This is a genomic window from Achromobacter pulmonis (assembly GCF_902859765.1).
Classification (GTDB): domain Bacteria; phylum Pseudomonadota; class Gammaproteobacteria; order Burkholderiales; family Burkholderiaceae_B; genus Achromobacter; species Achromobacter pulmonis.
Genome location: NZ_CADIJV010000014.1, coordinates 1 through 15,312 on the forward strand (window position 1 = coordinate 1; position 15,312 = coordinate 15,312).

Below are 15,312 nucleotides of genomic sequence, written 5' to 3' on the forward strand. Positions count from 1 at the left end.
GGTGATGGCGACTGGCCGTTCGGACTACCCGAACCAGGTCAACAACGTGCTGTGCTTTCCGTACATCTTCCGCGGCGCGCTGGACGTGGGCGCCACGACCATCACGCGCGACATGGAAAAGGCGGCGGTCTACGCCATCGCCGAGTTGGCCGAGGAAGAACAGAACGAAGTGGTGGCCGCGGCCTATGGCACCTACGACATCTCGTTCGGCCCCGACTACCTGATTCCCAAGCCGTTCGATCCGCGCCTGATCGTGCGCATCGCGCCGGCGGTGGCCAAGGCCGCCATGGAGGGCGGCGTGGCCACGCGTCCGCTGGCCGACCTGGAAGCCTACGAAGAGCAACTGCAGCAGTTCGTGTACCACTCCGGCGCCTTCATGAAGCCGCTGTTCTCGGCCGCCAAGCGCATCGTGCGCGGCGGCGGCAAATCGCGCATCGTCTTCACCGAGGGCGAAGACGAACGCGTGCTGCGCGCGGTGCAGGTGGTGGTGGATGAAGGCCTGGCGCGCCCTATCCTGGTGGGCCGCCCTGCGGTGCTGCTGTCGCGCATCGAGAAATTCGGCCTGCGCCTGCGCCTGGGCGAGGACGTCGAGGTCACCAACCCCGAATACGACGAACGCTTCCACCAGTACTGGACCACGTACTGGGAGCTGATGTGCCGCCGCGGCATCACCAAGGAAATGGCGCGCGTGGAAATGCGCCGCCGCCTGACCCTGATCGGCGCGATGATGGTGCATCTGGGCGATGCCGACGGCATGGTCTGCGGCACGGTCGGCGCTTACCACGACCACCTGCGCTTCATCGACGAAGTGATCGGCCGCCGTCCTGGCGCCAACGTCTATGCCGCGATGAACATCCTGCTGCTCAACGAGCGCACCGTGGTGCTGGTGGACACGCACGTCAACGATGAGCCCACGGCCGAGCAGATCGCCGAGTTCACCATCGCTGCCGCGCGCGAAATGGGCCGCATGTTCCTGGCGCCCAAGGTGGCGCTGCTGTCGCGCTCGAACTTCGGTTCGGGCAGTTCGGCATCGGGCGCCAAGATGCGTCGCGCGCTGGAGCTGGTGCGCGAGGCTGCACCTGACCTGGAGATCGACGGCGAGATGCACGGCGATTGCGCGCTGGACGAGGCGCTGCGCCTGCGCATCCTGCCGTCCTCGACGCTCAAGGGCGAGGCCAACTTGTTGGTGTGCCCGAACGTGGACGCCGGCAACATCGCCTACAACCTGCTCAAGACGGCCGCCGGCGGCAACGTGGCGGTGGGCCCGATCCTGCTGGGCGCCAATGCGCCGGTGCACATCCTGACTTCCAGCTCGACCGTGCGCCGCATCATCAACATGACGGCCATGACGGTGCTGGACGCCAACCGCATCGAAGGCTGATCGGCGCGCGGTCCCGCGCGGCCGCAAGGCAAAACGCCCGCGTCATCGCATGATGACGCGGGCGTTTTTTCATGGGGCTGACCAGGCCGGCAGGCGACTCAGTTGGCGCTGGCCTTCCAGGTGCCGTCGGATTGCTTGCAGAACCAGAACTTCCAGGTTTCGGTGGTGCTGGTGCGGGCGAAATCGCCTTCCAGCAGGCGACAGGTGCGATCGCCCGCCGTGCTGGTCTGCAGCGGTGTGATCTTGGCGGTGATCGGCGCGGCCTTGCGCTTGGGCGTGCTCGACCAGTTGACGCTGCGGCCATCGGCAGTGTTGTTCAGCGCTTCCGCGACGGCCTGGTGGAACGCGGGCTTGTCGGCCTTGGAAATCTGCGTGATGAGGGCGTTGTTCAGCATCACGGCGGGAGCCGCCAGGACCGGTCCGGAAGCGGCGCCGGCGGCGAGTGCGAATGCGATGAGTCGGATGGTTTTCATTGCGGGGTCCCTCGTTGTTGTCAGGGCTGCGCGCGCAGCCTTTTGATGGTCAGGTACCGATGGTACGCGAAGCCCGCGCTTCTTGTCTCGACCGCCCCGCGACATGCGCCGGCGTGTTTGCGCGGGCACAAAAAAGGCCGCCCGGAGGGCGGCCAAGGTACAACAAGGGGAGGGGTAAATCCGTGCGGCGGGCGCTCAGTTGGCGCTGAGATACACGCCGGCGAATGGCGTGTCGTCGGGTTCGACACCCGAGACTTGGCCGGCGGCCTTGGCGGCGGCCAGGTCGGCCCGCACTTGGGTGCGCGTCAGGCCGGATTGGGGGGCGCCATAAACGCCCTGGAAGGGCATGTCGTTGGGCTCGACGTTCGAGACCTGGCCGGCGATCTTGGCGGTGGCCAGGTCGGCCTGCACCTGGGCGCGGGTCGGGCCTTCATAGGGGGTGCCGTAGACGCCCTGGAAGGGCATGTCGTTCGGTTCGACGTCCTGCCCGGCGTAGGCGCCGGCGCTCAAGGCGGCCAGGGACATCAACAGGGCAGAGGCAAGGGTCTTTTTCATGGTGAATCTCCGATTTCAGAAGCCGGGGAGCGAATCCGGCGGCTTGTCCGTCGTGGTTCGTTGTTGTTTCCCGATGGCTCAATACTGCGCGCAATCGAGATACGGATAAACCCTGATATCGGTAAAAGATTTTTCCATGAATGGAAAGAATTCGCAGGAAGCTGGAATTAGATTCAATCTATGGAATTAATAGCCGTTGCGTGATGGCTCGGCATGCGGGCGGCAAGGCATGCGTCCCCCCGCCCGCGAGGCGCCCATGGCCTGGGTCAGGCGCGCCGTCGCCGGCAGGCCCAGGCCCGCCAGACGCGTCGGCGCGAATCGCGCCAGGACCCTGCCCCTGTTGGGGGGGCGGTTCAGTAGTGCGGCGGCAGCTCGTCGCGCAGGCTGCGCCACTGCGCGCCGCCCTCGGGCGCCTGCTGCTGGCGCAGGTCGGCAAGCTCGCGCTGCAGGCGGTCGATCTGCTGCTGTTGGCGCACGATGATCTGGTTCAACTGTTCCAGCAGGTCGTCGGCGAAACTGGCCTTGACCTCCAGGTCCAGCAACCGGCGTTCGATGTCTTGCGAATTTTCCATGACGCTATTAGAACCCATTGTCCTGCGTCCATTCCCCGCGCGCCGGGCCGTATCGACATTGCCGACGTCCTGTGCGAGGCTGCGGGGCACGGTGGCATATCGGGGAATTCGATTGACGCGGGAGCGATACTGGCGCGGCGCCCTGGCCCGCCCCTTTCTGCATGGCCTGCTGGGCATGGCGCCGGCGGTGACGGCGTTGGCGCAATCCGCGGCGCCGCAGGCGCTGGCGCCGGTGGTGGTGAGCGGTACCCGTATCGGCGTGCCGCTGCTCGAGACGCCGGCCTCGGTCGATATCGTCGACGGCGCGGGAATGCGCCGTGGCCAGCCGGGGATCAACTTGTCCGAAGGCCTGGCCGGCGTCCCCGGCTTGCAAATCCAGAACCGCCAGAACTACGCGCAGGACCTGCAGATATCCAGCCGGGGATTCGGCGCGCGCTCCACCTTCGGCGTGCGCGGGGTGCGGCTATACGTGGACGGCATCCCGGCGACCATGCCCGACGGGCAGGGCCAGACTTCGAACATCGACATCGGCTCGCTCGATCGGGTGGAGGTGCTGCGCGGGCCGTTCTCGGCGCTGTACGGCAATTCCTCGGGCGGCGTGATCCTGGCTTATACCGAAGACGGCGCCGTGCCCTCGGCAATCGGCGCCTCGGCCTGGGCTGGCAGCGGCCACACCTGGCGCTATGGCGCCAAGGCTTCCGGCACGTCCGGCGACATGGACTACGTGCTGGACCTGTCGCGCATGACCACCGACGGCTACCGCGACCACAGCGCCGCGCGCAAGAACCTGGGCAACGCCAAGCTGGGCGTGCAACTGGACGATGCCAGCCGGCTGACGATCGTGGCCAACCGCGTGGACCTGAGAGCCCAGGACCCGCTCGGCCTGACCTACGCACAGTTCCAGGACGCGCCGCGCAGCGCCGGCCTGGCGGCGCAGTACGACACCCGCAAGACCGTGCGCCAGACCCAGGGGGGGCTGGTCTACGAGCGCCACATCGACGGCGCCAACACGCTGCGCCTGATGGTCTACTACGGCCAGCGTGACACCACGCAGTTCCAGGCCATCCCACCCGCGGCGCAGGCGGCCCCGACCCAGTCGGGCGGCGTCATCGACCTGCGCCGGCGCTATGGCGGCGCGGACCTGCGCTGGACCGCGGAACTGGGGCCGGCGGACCGGCCCTTGATCCTGGTCGGCGGCTTTGCCTACGACACGCTGCGCGAGAACCGCAAGGGCTACCAGAATTACACGGACGACGGCGCCACCCGCCAGCTCGGCGTGCAAGGGACGCTGCGGCGCGACGAGACCAATACGGTCTCCAACGCCGATCCCTACCTGCAGGCCTCGTGGCGCGTGGCGCCGCGCTGGACACTGGACGCGGGCCTGCGCTACAGCACGGTCGCGTTCCGTTCGCGCGATCATTACATCGTGCCTGGCAACGGCGATGACAGCGGCGACGCCCGCTACCGTCGCGCCCTGCCGGTGGCCGCGCTACGTTACCAGCCCGACACGCGCACCAGCCTGTATGTGTCTTATGGCCGCGGTTTCGAAACCCCCACGTTCAACGAGCTGTCGTACCGGCCGGGCGGACAGCCCGGCCTGAACTTCGGCCTGGCGCCCGCGCTCAGCGACAACGCCGAGGCGGGCCTGAAGACGGACCTGGCGGGCGGGCAACTGAGCGCCGCCGTGTTCCGGGTGTCGACGCGCGACGAGATCGTGGCGGCCGGCAGCACGGGCGGGCGCGCCACGTTCCGCAACGCCGGGCGCACCCGGCGCGATGGCGTGGAGCTGGGCTGGTCGGCCGGTTTCGCCAGGCACGGGCGAGCGCAACTGGCGTATACCTGGCTGGATGCGCGCTACCGCGATGAGGGCGGCGGCGCGATCCGCGCCGGCAGCCGTATCCCGGGCATCGCGCGCCAGTCGGCCTACGCCGCGCTGGCCTGGGCCCCGCCGCAAGGGTGGCAGGCCGGCATCGAGGCTCGCTATCTCGGCCGTCTGTACGCCAACGATGCCAACGACGCCGCCGCGCCTGCCTATGTGGTGGCGGCGCTGTCGGCCGGCTATGTGAAGCGCCTGGGCAACTGGGAGGTGAATGCCTATGCCCGCGTCGACAATCTGTTCGACCGGCGTTACGCCGGTTCGGTCATTGTCAACGAGAGCAATGGCCGCTATTACGAACCGGCCCCGGGGCGTGGCCTGGGTGGGGGGGCTGGGGGTGACCTACCGGTACTGAGCCGGACGTCCGGGCCCATTCAGCGTTCGCGCTGATCCCCATAGCAGAAGGCGTGGTCCTCGCAGGCGCCGCAACCCGGCGCGGCCTGCGGCGGCAGGCCGGCATGCTCGAAAGCGGAATACGCCAGGAATTGCTTCCAGCGCAGGTTGCGGCTGTTGCGCGCCACCAGGCCGGGGTAGTGGCGGGTCAGCAGCGCGGTGACGTCCTCGCGCCCGCTCAGGCCGAGGTCGCGCCACAGGTGGTCCGGCCGCAGGCAGGCGTGCGCCAGCACGCTGGTGACCCAGGCGGTCGTCATGGCCTGGCCGCTGCAGGCGTCGAGCAGCACGCGCAGCCGCCGCGTGAAATCCGGTTGCGGGCTGGCCAGGCCGCGCGCGGCGTAGGCCGGCAGTTGCGCCCGCAGGCCGGCGCCGGCCGGCGCGCCAGGGAACAGGTTGGCCAGCACCTCGACCAGCTCGGCGGGAGACAGGCCGGTGCGGGCCAGATCGCGGTGCGCCAGGCTCTTGCCGATCACCGTGGCGAAAAAGCGGGCGTCGGGATGGTCGGGCGCGGCCTGCTCCAGCAGGCTATCGGTCAGGGCATCGATGTCCCGGGCGAGCGGGGCGGCGGTCAGGACGGCATCCATGGCGGTTCGCGGCAAGCAAGGTTCTAAGGAATCGTTATATGCCGCAATATATAACGAAGGAGGATACCCCTGTCTGCGATCGGTCAAGGCGGCCGGGCCGGGCAGGGCGGCGGACAAATGGGGGCGGTATCATCGGCGGGCTTCCCACCACAGGTTCATGCGATGCCCCGTCTTGCCCCTCTTGCGGTTCCCCGCCATCTCGGCGCCGTTGCGCTGGCGCTGGCCGGCCTGTTCGCCCTGTCCGCGCCGCCGCCCGCGGCGGCGCACGACATCGGCGCCTTCATCGAGGCCACGCGGCTGGGCCGCTACCCGTTGCGCGAGCCGGAGCGCCGCGTCTGGGGCACCGAAAATGTCAGGGATGCCGTGCTGGTGGGGCAGGTGGAGAACCGGCTGTACCTGTACCACTACCTGCGCCAGGGTGGCGCTGGCACGCCGTCCGAACTGGCATTCCGTTCGCGGCCACTGGTGATCGATCCGGCCGCCTGGAACCCGGCGCGCGAGGAGGATGTCAGCGTGTCGGCGCCGCGCGACGGGCTGGGGTTCTATTGGGTGACCTACACCTATCCCGATGCCGATGGCCGGCAGGCCCACGGCTTCCTGGTGGACGAGAGTGGCGCCGTGGTGACGGTGCGCGCCGATGCCACCCGGGTGGTGGCGACGGCCGAGCAGCCTTGGGACGAGGCGCGCCGCGCCCGGGCGCTGGCCACGCTCAAACCGGCGCTGGCGGGGTTTCCCTGGCGCCTGCCGGCTTTTCCCGCCGATGTGCGTTTCGAGACGCGGCCGCCGGTCGAGACGACCGCGGCCTTCCGCAAGCTGCATCAGGCGGTGCGCGCCATCCCGCGCGCCCGGGCGGCCGACTTCAACCGGGCCTTCGCCGCGCTGCGCCGCTTCGTGCTGGAGCACGACTACCGCGAGATCGATCCGCAGAACAAGGACGCCGAGATGCTGACGGCCCTGAACGACTATGGCTTCTGGCTGGCCGAGGCGGGCGAGGCGGTCGAGGCCGAGCGGGTGCTGGACGAGGTGCTGCGCCGCGATCCGGCACGCACGCCGGCCTACTTGAACCGCGCCGACGCGCGCATCAAACTGCGCGACCGCCAGCGCGAGCAGCGCGATGTGCACGCAACGCGGGCCCAGGAAGACTATCGCCGATATTGCTCGCGCAGGCTGGCGGCCGGCGAGGCGATCCCGGCGAACGTGGCCGCGCGCATCGGCGCGGCGTTGGGCGTCAAGGCGCTCGATGCGGCGGCGTGCCGGCCGCGGTTGGTGATTTTCGAGGCGATCCGCGCTGGCGACCTGAACGCCGTGCGCGCCGAACTGGCGCAGGGCCAGGACCCGAATGGCGTCAACGAGTACGGCGTGTCGGCATTGAGCATTGCCACCCACAACCGGCAACTCGAGATGGTGCGGGCGCTGCTGGCCGCCGGCGCCAAGGTCGATGGCCCCAATCGCGGCGCGCCGCTGCTGGCCTCGGCGCTGCCGCAGGCGCGCGACACCCGTCCGGCCGCCGAGCGCTATGCGCTGGCCGACACGCTGATCGCCGCGGGCGCCTCGCTGGAGGCGCTCGACGCCAATGGCACGCCGCTGCTGCTGCGGCGTGTCTCGTACTACGCCGAGGATAGGGACACGCTCGACTACCTGCTGGCCAAGGGCGCCGATCCGAATGGCCGCGAGAAGAATGGCCGCTCGGTGCTGCACGCGGCCATGAGCAGTCCGTCGAAATTCTGGTTCGCGGAAAAACTGCTGGCCAAGGGCGCGGACATCAATGCCGCCTATATCCGCATGTACTACGGCCGCCAGGCCATGTGGGAAACACCGCTGCTGGAAGCGCTGCGTGAATCGCCCGGCGGCGAGCCCAAGCCGCAGGTGTTTGAGCGCGTGGCGTTCGCGCTGGCCAGGGGCGCCGATCCGGCCGTGGGCGGCTATGGGCCGAAGGCGGGGCAGCAGCGCGCCGGGCTGGACGAAGCCTTGAGCCTGGCGGCGCGGCAGATGTCGCCGGAACTGGTGGACCGGTTGGCGCAGGCCGCCGCCGGCAAGCCGCGCGCGCCGTTGACGACGGCGGCACTGTCGAGCCTGCTGCGGCAATGGAACGAGGTCGAGAACCGCGCCGATGCGCAGGCCAAGGGGGCGCAGTGGGACGATCTGCGGGCGCGCCTGCGCGCCACCGCCGAGCGCCTGCTGGCGGCGGGCGTGCCGCTGGCGTATTCCGGCAACGCCACCGGCGAATCAACTGACCAGATCGCGCCGCTGTCGCTGCCCTGGTTGCCCGACGATCTTTACCAGGCGTGGCTGCTGGCGGGCGCGAACCCGTCGGATCGCAGCGATCGCGGCACGCGGCTGCGTGGCGTGGTGGATGCCGATGCCCTGCCGCTGGTCATCATGCTGCGGCTGGGCAACGACGCCAAGGCGCGCATGCTGTTGGCGCACGACGGCGGCCTGTATGCCACGCCCGCGCGCTGCGGCATGGCGGTGGCGGACATGCTGGCCTGGTGCCTGAGCGACAACGGCCCGCTCGGGCCGTCCGCCGCGCGCGCTTTGCAGCAGGTGCTGGATGGCGCGGCCAAGGCGCCGGCCTGCGACCTGGCGCAGGGGGCGCGGGTGAAGCCGTTCGTCGGGGTCAGCGCGCGCGACCTGGCGCAGCGCGCCGGCGTGACGCTGGCGGTGAAGGCGCCGGGCTGAGGCTCAGGCCGTGCCTGGCCAACTGGCCCGCGCCGCGCCCGCCGACAGGGGCAGGCTCAGCGCAGAATAGACGCGGGCGTCGCGGCGGGCGAAGGGATCTTCGCCCTTGCGCTTGAGAATATGCCAAAAAAACAGGCGCCTCTCGGCGCCTGTCTGTCGTCATGGAATGACGGGTCTTACATGGCGTGGCCCATGTTGACGTTCATGTTGTACAGCACCCAGGCCGAACCCCCGACGATGATGGCGATGATCATCACGGTGAAGACGAACGTGGCCAGGTTGTCACGGGCCGATTTCGAAGCGCCCATGTGCAGGAAGTACACCAGCTGCACCAGCAGCTGGAGCACGCACAGCGCCACCACACCGGCGATGGTGATGGTGTGGGACAGCGCGCCGCTCATCACCAGGCCGAACGAGCCGAAGGTGAGCAGGAGCGAAAGCACGAAACCGATGATGTAGGACTTCACGGTGCCGTGGTCGGCGGCGTGATCGTCGTGGCCGTGGGCGGCCGCAGCGGAGTGCGACATCAGAGGGCTCCCAGAAGATAGACGAAGGTGAAGACGCAGATCCAGACGATGTCCAGGAAGTGCCAGAACAGGCTCAGGCACGCCAGGCGGCGCTTGTTGACCGAGTCCAGGCCATGGCGGCGGACCATGTCGATCATGACGACGATCCAGATCAGGCCGAACGTCACGTGCAGGCCGTGCGTGCCGATCAGCGTGAAGAACGCCGACAGGTAGGCGCTGCGGCCGGGGCCGGCGCCTTCGGTGATCAGGTGATGGAATTCATAGACTTCCATCGCGATGAAGCCCGCGCCGAACAGGAACGTGACCATCAACCAGCCGATTGCGCGGCTCTTGTTGTTGGCGTGGACGTTCAGGTTGGCCATGCCGAAGGTGAAGCTCGAGAACAGCAGCAACAGGGTTTCGACCAGCACGAACTTCAGGTCGAACAGTTCCTTGCCGGTGGGACCGCCCGCGGTGGCGTTGGACAACACCGCGAACGTCGCGAACAGCACCGAAAAGATCAGCAAGTCGCTCATGAGGTAGACCCAGAAACCGAAAACGGTCTTGGATCCATCGTCATGGTGCGCGTGATCGTCGTGACCCGCGTGGGGGTGAGTGGCTACGGCTTGAATCATGGCTCAGGCGGCCTTCTGCATTTTTTCAAAATGGGCGTTTTCGATGCGTTCGACTTCCGCGGCCGGGACCCAGTAGTCGACGTCGCGGTCATAGGCGCGGACGATGAACGAACCGATCATGCCGACGAAACCGACAATCGCCAGCCACCAGATGTGCCAGATCAGGGCAAAGCACATGACCAGGCCGAACGCGCCGATGAAGACGCCGGCGGCGGTGTTCTTCGGCATGTGGATGTCTTCGTACTTGGCCGGGCGCTTGTAGGCCTTGCCGTTCTGCTTGTCTTCCCAGAACTGGTCCAGTTCATCGACGTGAGGAACATGGGCGAAGTTGTAGAAAGGCGCGGGCGAGGCGATCGACCATTCCAGGGTACGGCCATCCCAGGGGTCGCCCGTGATGTCCAGGTTCTGCTTGCGCTGGCGCACCGACACGAACACTTGCTGCAGCAGGAACCAGATGCCCAGCATGATCAGCGCGGCACCGGCCAGCGCCACCAGCAGGTAGGGCTGCCATTCGGGGTTGTCGTAGTGGTTCAGGCGACGCGTCATGCCCTTGAAGCCCAGGATGTACAGGGGCATGAAGGCCAGGAAGAAGCCGACGAACCAGCAGTAGAACGAGTAGCGGCCCAGGCGTTCGTTCAGCTTGAAGCCGAAAGCCTTGGGGAACCAGTAGGTCATGCCGGCGATACACCCGAACACCACGCCACCGATGATGGTGTTATGGAAGTGGGCGATCAGGAACAGGCTGTTGTGCAGCACGAACGACACGCCGGGGATGGCCAGCATCACGCCGGTCATGCCGCCGATGACGAACACCAGCATGAAGCCCAGCGTCCACAGCACCGGCGTGGTGATGCGCAGGCGGCCGCGGTAGATGGTGAACAGCCAGTTGAAGATCTTCGCGCCCGTCGGGATCGAGATGATCATTGTGGCGATGCCGAAGAACGCGTTGACGTTGGCCCCCGCGCCCATGGTGAAGAAGTGGTGCAGCCAGACCAGGAACGACAGCACGCCAATGGCGGCCGTGGCGTAGACCATGGACTTGTAGCCGAACAAGGTCTTGCGGGCGAACGTGGCGACCACTTCGGAGTACACGCCGAAGGCCGGCAGCACCAGGATGTAGACCTCGGGGTGGCCCCAGATCCAGATCAGGTTCACGTACATCATGACGTTGCCGCCCATGTCGTTCGTGAAGAAGTGCGTGCCCAGGTAGCGGTCCATCGTCAGCAGCGCCAGCGTGGCGGCCAGCACCGGGAAGGCGGCCACGATCAGGACGTTGGTGACCAGCGAGGTCCAGGTGAAGATCGGCATCTTCATCAGGCTCATGCCCGGCGCGCGCATGCGCAGGATGGTCACGATGAAGTTGATGCCGCTGAGGGTTGTTCCCAGCCCGGAGATCTGCAGCGCCCAGATGTAGTAGTCCACCCCGACACTTGGGCTGTAATCGAGCCCGGACAGCGGCGGATAGGCGAGCCAGCCGGTCGCGGCGAATTCACCGACGAACAGCGAGATCATCATCAGCGCGACGCCGGCGCCGAACAGCCAGAAGCTCAGCGAGTTCAGGAACGGGTAGGCCACGTCGCGGGCGCCGATCTGCAGCGGCACCACGATGTTCATCAGCCCGGTGATGAAAGGCATCGCCATGAAGAAGATCATGATGACGCCGTGGGCGGTGAAGATCTGGTCGTAGTGGTGCGGCGGCAGGAAGCCGGCGGAGTCGGCCGATGCCACGGCCAACTGGGTGCGCATCATGATGGCGTCGGCGAAGCCGCGCAGCAGCATGATCAGCGCGACGATGATGTACATCACGCCGATGCGCTTGTGGTCGACCGAGGTCAGCCATTCGGTCCAGAGATACTTCCACTTGCGGAAGTAGGTGATGGCGCCGAAGACCGCTAGGCCTCCCAGGCACACGGCGGCCAGCGTAACCATGACGATGGGTTCATGGTACGGAATGGCCTCGAGGGTAAGTTTCCCGAGCATTATTGAGTCAATCCTGCAACAAGATTATTCGACGTGGGGGTGCACGTGGCGTCTTCGACGCCGGCCATCTTGGACATGGTGCTGCCCAGGATGTAGTCGAACATGGACGGCGGCACCGAGGCGTACCTGGCGACCGGGTTGTGTTCGCTGCGCTTGGTCAGTTCCTGGTACACGGCCGGGGTCAGCGCGGTGCCGGAAGCCTTGGCTTGCTTGACCCAGTTGTCGAAGCCTTCCTGGGACGTGGCGATGGCCTTGAAGCGCATGCCGGAGAAGCCGGCGCCGCTGTAGTTGGCCGAGATGCCGGCGTAGGTGCCGGGTTCGCGCGCGTTCAGGTGCAGCTTGGTCTCCATGCCGGCCATCGAGTAGATCTGGCTACCCAGCTGGGGAATGAAGAACGAGTTCATGACCGAGGCCGAGGTGATCCGGAAATTGACCGGGACGTCGACCGGGAACGCGATCTCGTTGACCGTGGCGATGTCGTACTCGGGGTAGATGAACAGCCACTTCCAATCCAGCGACACCACTTCGATGGTGACCGGCTTGTGCTCGGAGACGAGCGGCTTGTAGGGATCGAGCGCGTGGGTGGAGCGCCAGGTGATCACGGCCAGGATCGCCACGATGACACACGGGATGGTCCAGACCACGACTTCGATCGCCGTGGAGTGGGCCCACTTGGGCTGGTAGTCGGCTTTGGTATTGGATGCGCGGTATTTCCAGGCAAACGTCAGGACCATGATGATGACCGGGATCACCACCAGGAGCATCAGACCGGTTGCCGTGAACAGCAGGGTCTTTTCCTGAGCGCCAATATCTCCCTTGGGGGAGAGGATTTCCATGTTGCAGCCGCCAAGCAGCATGACCGCGCCGACGCCAAAAATGCGCGTAAGGGTCGCAAGGAGGGGGTGTTTCACGTACAGCCTTGGATGGAAGGTGGGAAATGCTGCGGAGCAGCAGACTGGAATGCTGCTAGGCAGCAACGTCCATCCTATCGGTTTGACCTGGGTCAAGCGTGCGACGAATGGTCGCATTGCCCTGTGGGCTTTTGCCCTCAATGCGGCCGGTCTAGGGTTTTCCCAGGCGGGAGCGGGCGTTGTGGAGAGGAAGTGGGTGCGACGATATGTCGCACCTGCACAAAAAGAGATTGTTGCGATGTGTGGCGTCCGCGCCAATCAGTCGACCAGGACCTCGCGTTCCGGCCCCGGTTTTTTGGCCAGCTTGCGCTGCAGGGAGCGCCGGTGCATGCCCAGCAGGCGGGCGGCGGCCGAGACGTTGCCGCCGGTCTCGTGCAGGGCCTGGTGGATGTGCTCCCATTCCAGGCGGTGCAAGGGCGTCATGGTGCTCTCGATGGTAACGGATTCCGGCTTCACCAGGCCCAGGGTGCGCAGGATCATGGGCGCGGTGGCGGGCTTGGGCAGGTAGTCGTCGGCGCCGCGCTTGATGGCTTCGACCGCGGTGGCCACGCTGGCGTAGCCGGTGACCAGCAGGATGCGCATGTCGGCGCGCAGGGCGCGCAGGGGGCGGATCAGGGTCAGGCCGGAGTCTTCGCCCAGGCGCAGGTCGACCAGCGCGAAGGCGGGGCGGATTTCTTCGGCCACGCGCAGCGCCTCGGCGATGCTGGTGGCGGTGCGGGTTTCCAGGCCGCGGCGCGACAGGCTGCGCTGCAGGGTGCGCACGTAGAGCTCGTCGTCGTCGATCAGCAGGCCAAGGTCGGTGGGATTCAACATATCAGGTCCCGGAGCTACCGAGAGGTAAATAAAAGCGGATGCGGGTGCCGCCGCCATCGGCGGCCGTCATGGTCATTTCACCGCCCATCTGCTCGACGGTGGCGTGCGACAGGGCCAGGCCGACGCCCAGCCCGCCGGGCTTGCCGCTGTTGAACAGGCTGGTGGCCGGCAGCAGCGTGTGGTCGGGGTCGAAGCCGTGGCCGTAGTCGCGCACTTCCCCGCGCAGGGCGCCATAGCCGTATTCCAGGTGCAGGTCGACGCGCGGCTCGCTGGCGGCCTCGCCGGCGTCGGCCGCGTTGTTCAGCAGGGCCTGCAGCAGGTGGGCGATGGCCGGATCGACCCGCAGGCTGGCCGGCAGTGTGCCCGATCGCCGCAGGTCGATGGTCGGGCGGATCAGGCGCCACTGCCCCACCACGCGCACCAGGTCCACGGCGGTTGGGACCGCCAGATTGCGGATACGTTCCCGGCACAGGGCCAGCAGTTGGCTGAGGGTGGCGACGTCCTGCTTGAGTTCGGGTTCCTTGACCTCGGCGGCGATCTCGTCGGCCAGCAGGGTCATGGTGGCCAGCGGGGTGTTCAGTTCGTGCGCCATGGCCGCGGCGTGGGTGGCCAGCGCGACGATGCCCTCGTTGCGGGTGAAGCGTTCGCGCAGCCGCGCCAGCTCGCGTTCGCGCGCCCGCAGGTCCGCCGCCAGGCGGGTGCTGAACACCAGCACCACCACCACGGAGATCAGGAAGTTGGCGCCCAGGCCCCACAACAGCAGCGTATGGGTGTTGAGGTCGCCGCGCAGCGGCTGGCCGAAGATGGCGGCGGCGAAATAGCCGGAGATGCCCGCCAGCGCCGCCGCCAGCGCCCAGTTGCGCGGCAGCGCCAGCGCCGCCAGGGCGGTGAGGATCAGGAACATCATGCCGAACGGATTGCTCAGGCCGCCGCTCCAGCCCACCATCCAGGCCAGCACCGCCATGTCCACCAGCAGGTGGCCGAAGGCGGTGGCGGGCGACAGGTCGCGGCTGTGGCGCAGGCGCAGGCTGGCGTAGACGTTGAAGCCGATCAGCACGCCCACGCCGATCCATAGCGGTTCGAGCGGCAGGGCCAGGCCGAGCACGGCGCTGGCCACCAGGATGGTGGCAGCCTGGCCCGCGATGGCGAGCCAGCGCAGGCTGCAGAGGGTACGCAGGAAGGAGAAGGCGGAACTACCGGGCATATCCAGACACAGGGTTGCCGGTCTATCGCCGGCGGATCGGGCGCCCGGCTGCGCGGAACGCTGGCATCCAGGGCGGCGTGGGGCGCCGCACTGCCGCCGGGCCCCGGGAGGCCGCCGGCGGCGGATGTGTGCAGGCATTGTATGAGGAATCAGGACGGGCCGCAGGCTGCGGTGCGTCCCTATTATCAAATGCCGGACACGCCGCCAGGGCCCGGGCGGCGGCGCGGTTTCCGTGCGGGGATCTCAGTGTTTGTGGCCGGCGGCGGGAGCGGCGGCCAGCGGGCGGGCCTCGGCCGTCACCGGCACGCGCCGCTGCTTGCCATCGGCGTCCTGCACCAGCAGCGTCAGGGTCACCGGGTCGCCCACGGAGATCTGTTTCGCCAGGTCGATCAGCATGACGTGGTAGCCGCCCGGCTTGAGTTCCACCGGCTTGCCGGCCGGCAGGTCGATGGCGGGCACCTGGCGCATCTTCATGACGTTGTCCTGCATCGCCATTTCGTGCACCTCGGCATGCTTGGCGGCGGCGGATTCGACGCCGACCAGACGGCTCGCGGTCGACGAGGTCAGGCGCATGAAGACGCCGGTGGCATGTTGGTTGGGCACCGTGGCGCGGACCCAGGCGTCCTCGACCTTGAGGGTGGCGTCCTGCGCCGAGGCGGGCGCGCTGGCCAGCATCAGGGCGCCCAGGGAGAAGGCGCAGGCAAGGGACTTGAAGGTGGTGGTCATGGTCATTGGAAATTCCTTTGGAGT

General features: G+C 67.5%; 13 protein-coding genes and 1 pseudogene. 3 read left to right on the forward strand and 11 right to left on the reverse strand.

Going from position 1 to position 15,312, the window contains the following annotated elements; genetic code table 11:
• Nucleotides 1–1,381 (forward strand): phosphate acyltransferase (locus HV701_RS13495; protein ID WP_254595174.1); only part of this gene is annotated, 1,381 nt, incomplete at its 5' end.
• Nucleotides 1,382–1,479: 98 nt separating this feature from the next.
• Here the strand turns inward: HV701_RS13495 and HV701_RS13500 are convergent.
• The 3 genes from HV701_RS13500 to HV701_RS13510 all read right to left on the reverse strand — a co-directional run bounded on the left by HV701_RS13500 (nucleotide 1,480) and on the right by HV701_RS13510 (nucleotide 2,981).
• Nucleotides 1,480–1,854 (reverse strand): hypothetical protein, encoded by a 375-nt coding sequence (locus HV701_RS13500; RefSeq protein ID WP_175133534.1) that lies wholly within the window; start codon nucleotides 1,852–1,854, stop codon nucleotides 1,480–1,482.
• Between the two features lie 195 nt (nucleotides 1,855–2,049).
• The gene (locus HV701_RS13505) at nucleotides 2,050–2,409 is read right to left on the reverse strand and encodes a DUF4148 domain-containing protein (protein ID WP_175133535.1); all 360 of its coding nucleotides are present in this window, start codon (nucleotides 2,407–2,409) and stop codon (nucleotides 2,050–2,052) included.
• 353 nt (nucleotides 2,410–2,762) lie between these two features.
• Complete coding sequence (locus tag HV701_RS13510) at nucleotides 2,763–2,981, reverse strand: SlyX family protein (RefSeq protein ID WP_175133536.1); 219 nt, start codon at nucleotides 2,979–2,981, stop codon at nucleotides 2,763–2,765.
• Between the two features lie 175 nt (nucleotides 2,982–3,156).
• Here HV701_RS13510 and HV701_RS13515 point away from each other — a divergent pair.
• Nucleotides 3,157–5,212, forward strand: a pseudogene (locus HV701_RS13515) (TonB-dependent receptor domain-containing protein).
• 19 nt (nucleotides 5,213–5,231) lie between these two features.
• Here the strand turns inward: HV701_RS13515 and HV701_RS13520 are convergent.
• Nucleotides 5,232–5,834 carry a nitrogen fixation protein NifQ gene (locus HV701_RS13520; protein WP_175133537.1) on the reverse strand — a complete coding sequence of 201 codons (603 nt, stop codon included), beginning with the start codon at nucleotides 5,832–5,834 and terminating at the stop codon, nucleotides 5,232–5,234.
• 162 nt (nucleotides 5,835–5,996) lie between these two features.
• Here HV701_RS13520 and HV701_RS13525 point away from each other — a divergent pair, with 162 nt between their 5' ends.
• Nucleotides 5,997–8,513, forward strand: a complete 2,517-nt coding sequence (locus tag HV701_RS13525; protein WP_254595175.1) for an ankyrin repeat domain-containing protein — start codon at nucleotides 5,997–5,999, stop codon at nucleotides 8,511–8,513.
• A gap of 176 nt (nucleotides 8,514–8,689) precedes the next feature.
• Here HV701_RS13525 and cyoD read toward each other — a convergent pair whose 3' ends face one another.
• The 7 genes from cyoD to HV701_RS13560 form a co-directional block, all read right to left on the reverse strand.
• On the reverse strand, nucleotides 8,690–9,040 hold the full coding sequence (gene cyoD / locus HV701_RS13530) for a cytochrome o ubiquinol oxidase subunit IV (protein WP_175133538.1): 351 nt from the start codon (nucleotides 9,038–9,040) through the stop codon (nucleotides 8,690–8,692).
• Nucleotides 9,040–9,654, reverse strand: a complete 615-nt coding sequence (cyoC, locus tag HV701_RS13535) for a cytochrome o ubiquinol oxidase subunit III (RefSeq protein WP_175133539.1) — start codon at nucleotides 9,652–9,654, stop codon at nucleotides 9,040–9,042. Before cyoC ends, cyoD begins: the two co-directional genes overlap by 1 nt.
• A 3-nt stretch (nucleotides 9,655–9,657) precedes the next feature.
• Entirely contained in the window at nucleotides 9,658–11,634 is a 1,977-nt protein-coding gene (gene cyoB / locus HV701_RS13540) for a cytochrome o ubiquinol oxidase subunit I (RefSeq protein WP_175133540.1), read from the reverse strand.
• Nucleotides 11,634–12,545 (reverse strand): ubiquinol oxidase subunit II, encoded by a 912-nt coding sequence (gene cyoA / locus HV701_RS13545; protein ID WP_175133541.1) that lies wholly within the window; start codon nucleotides 12,543–12,545, stop codon nucleotides 11,634–11,636. Before cyoA ends, cyoB begins: the two co-directional genes overlap by 1 nt.
• Before the next feature lie 258 nt (nucleotides 12,546–12,803).
• Entirely contained in the window at nucleotides 12,804–13,358 is a 555-nt protein-coding gene (locus tag HV701_RS13550) for a response regulator transcription factor (protein WP_419761601.1), read from the reverse strand.
• Between the two features lies 1 nt (nucleotide 13,359).
• Nucleotides 13,360–14,562, reverse strand: a complete 1,203-nt coding sequence (locus HV701_RS13555) for an ATP-binding protein (RefSeq protein ID WP_175133542.1) — start codon at nucleotides 14,560–14,562, stop codon at nucleotides 13,360–13,362.
• 243 nt (nucleotides 14,563–14,805) lie between these two features.
• Nucleotides 14,806–15,294 carry a copper chaperone PCu(A)C gene (locus HV701_RS13560; RefSeq protein WP_175133543.1) on the reverse strand — a complete coding sequence of 163 codons (489 nt, stop codon included), beginning with the start codon at nucleotides 15,292–15,294 and terminating at the stop codon, nucleotides 14,806–14,808.
• Between the last annotated feature and the right edge of the window lie 18 nt (nucleotides 15,295–15,312).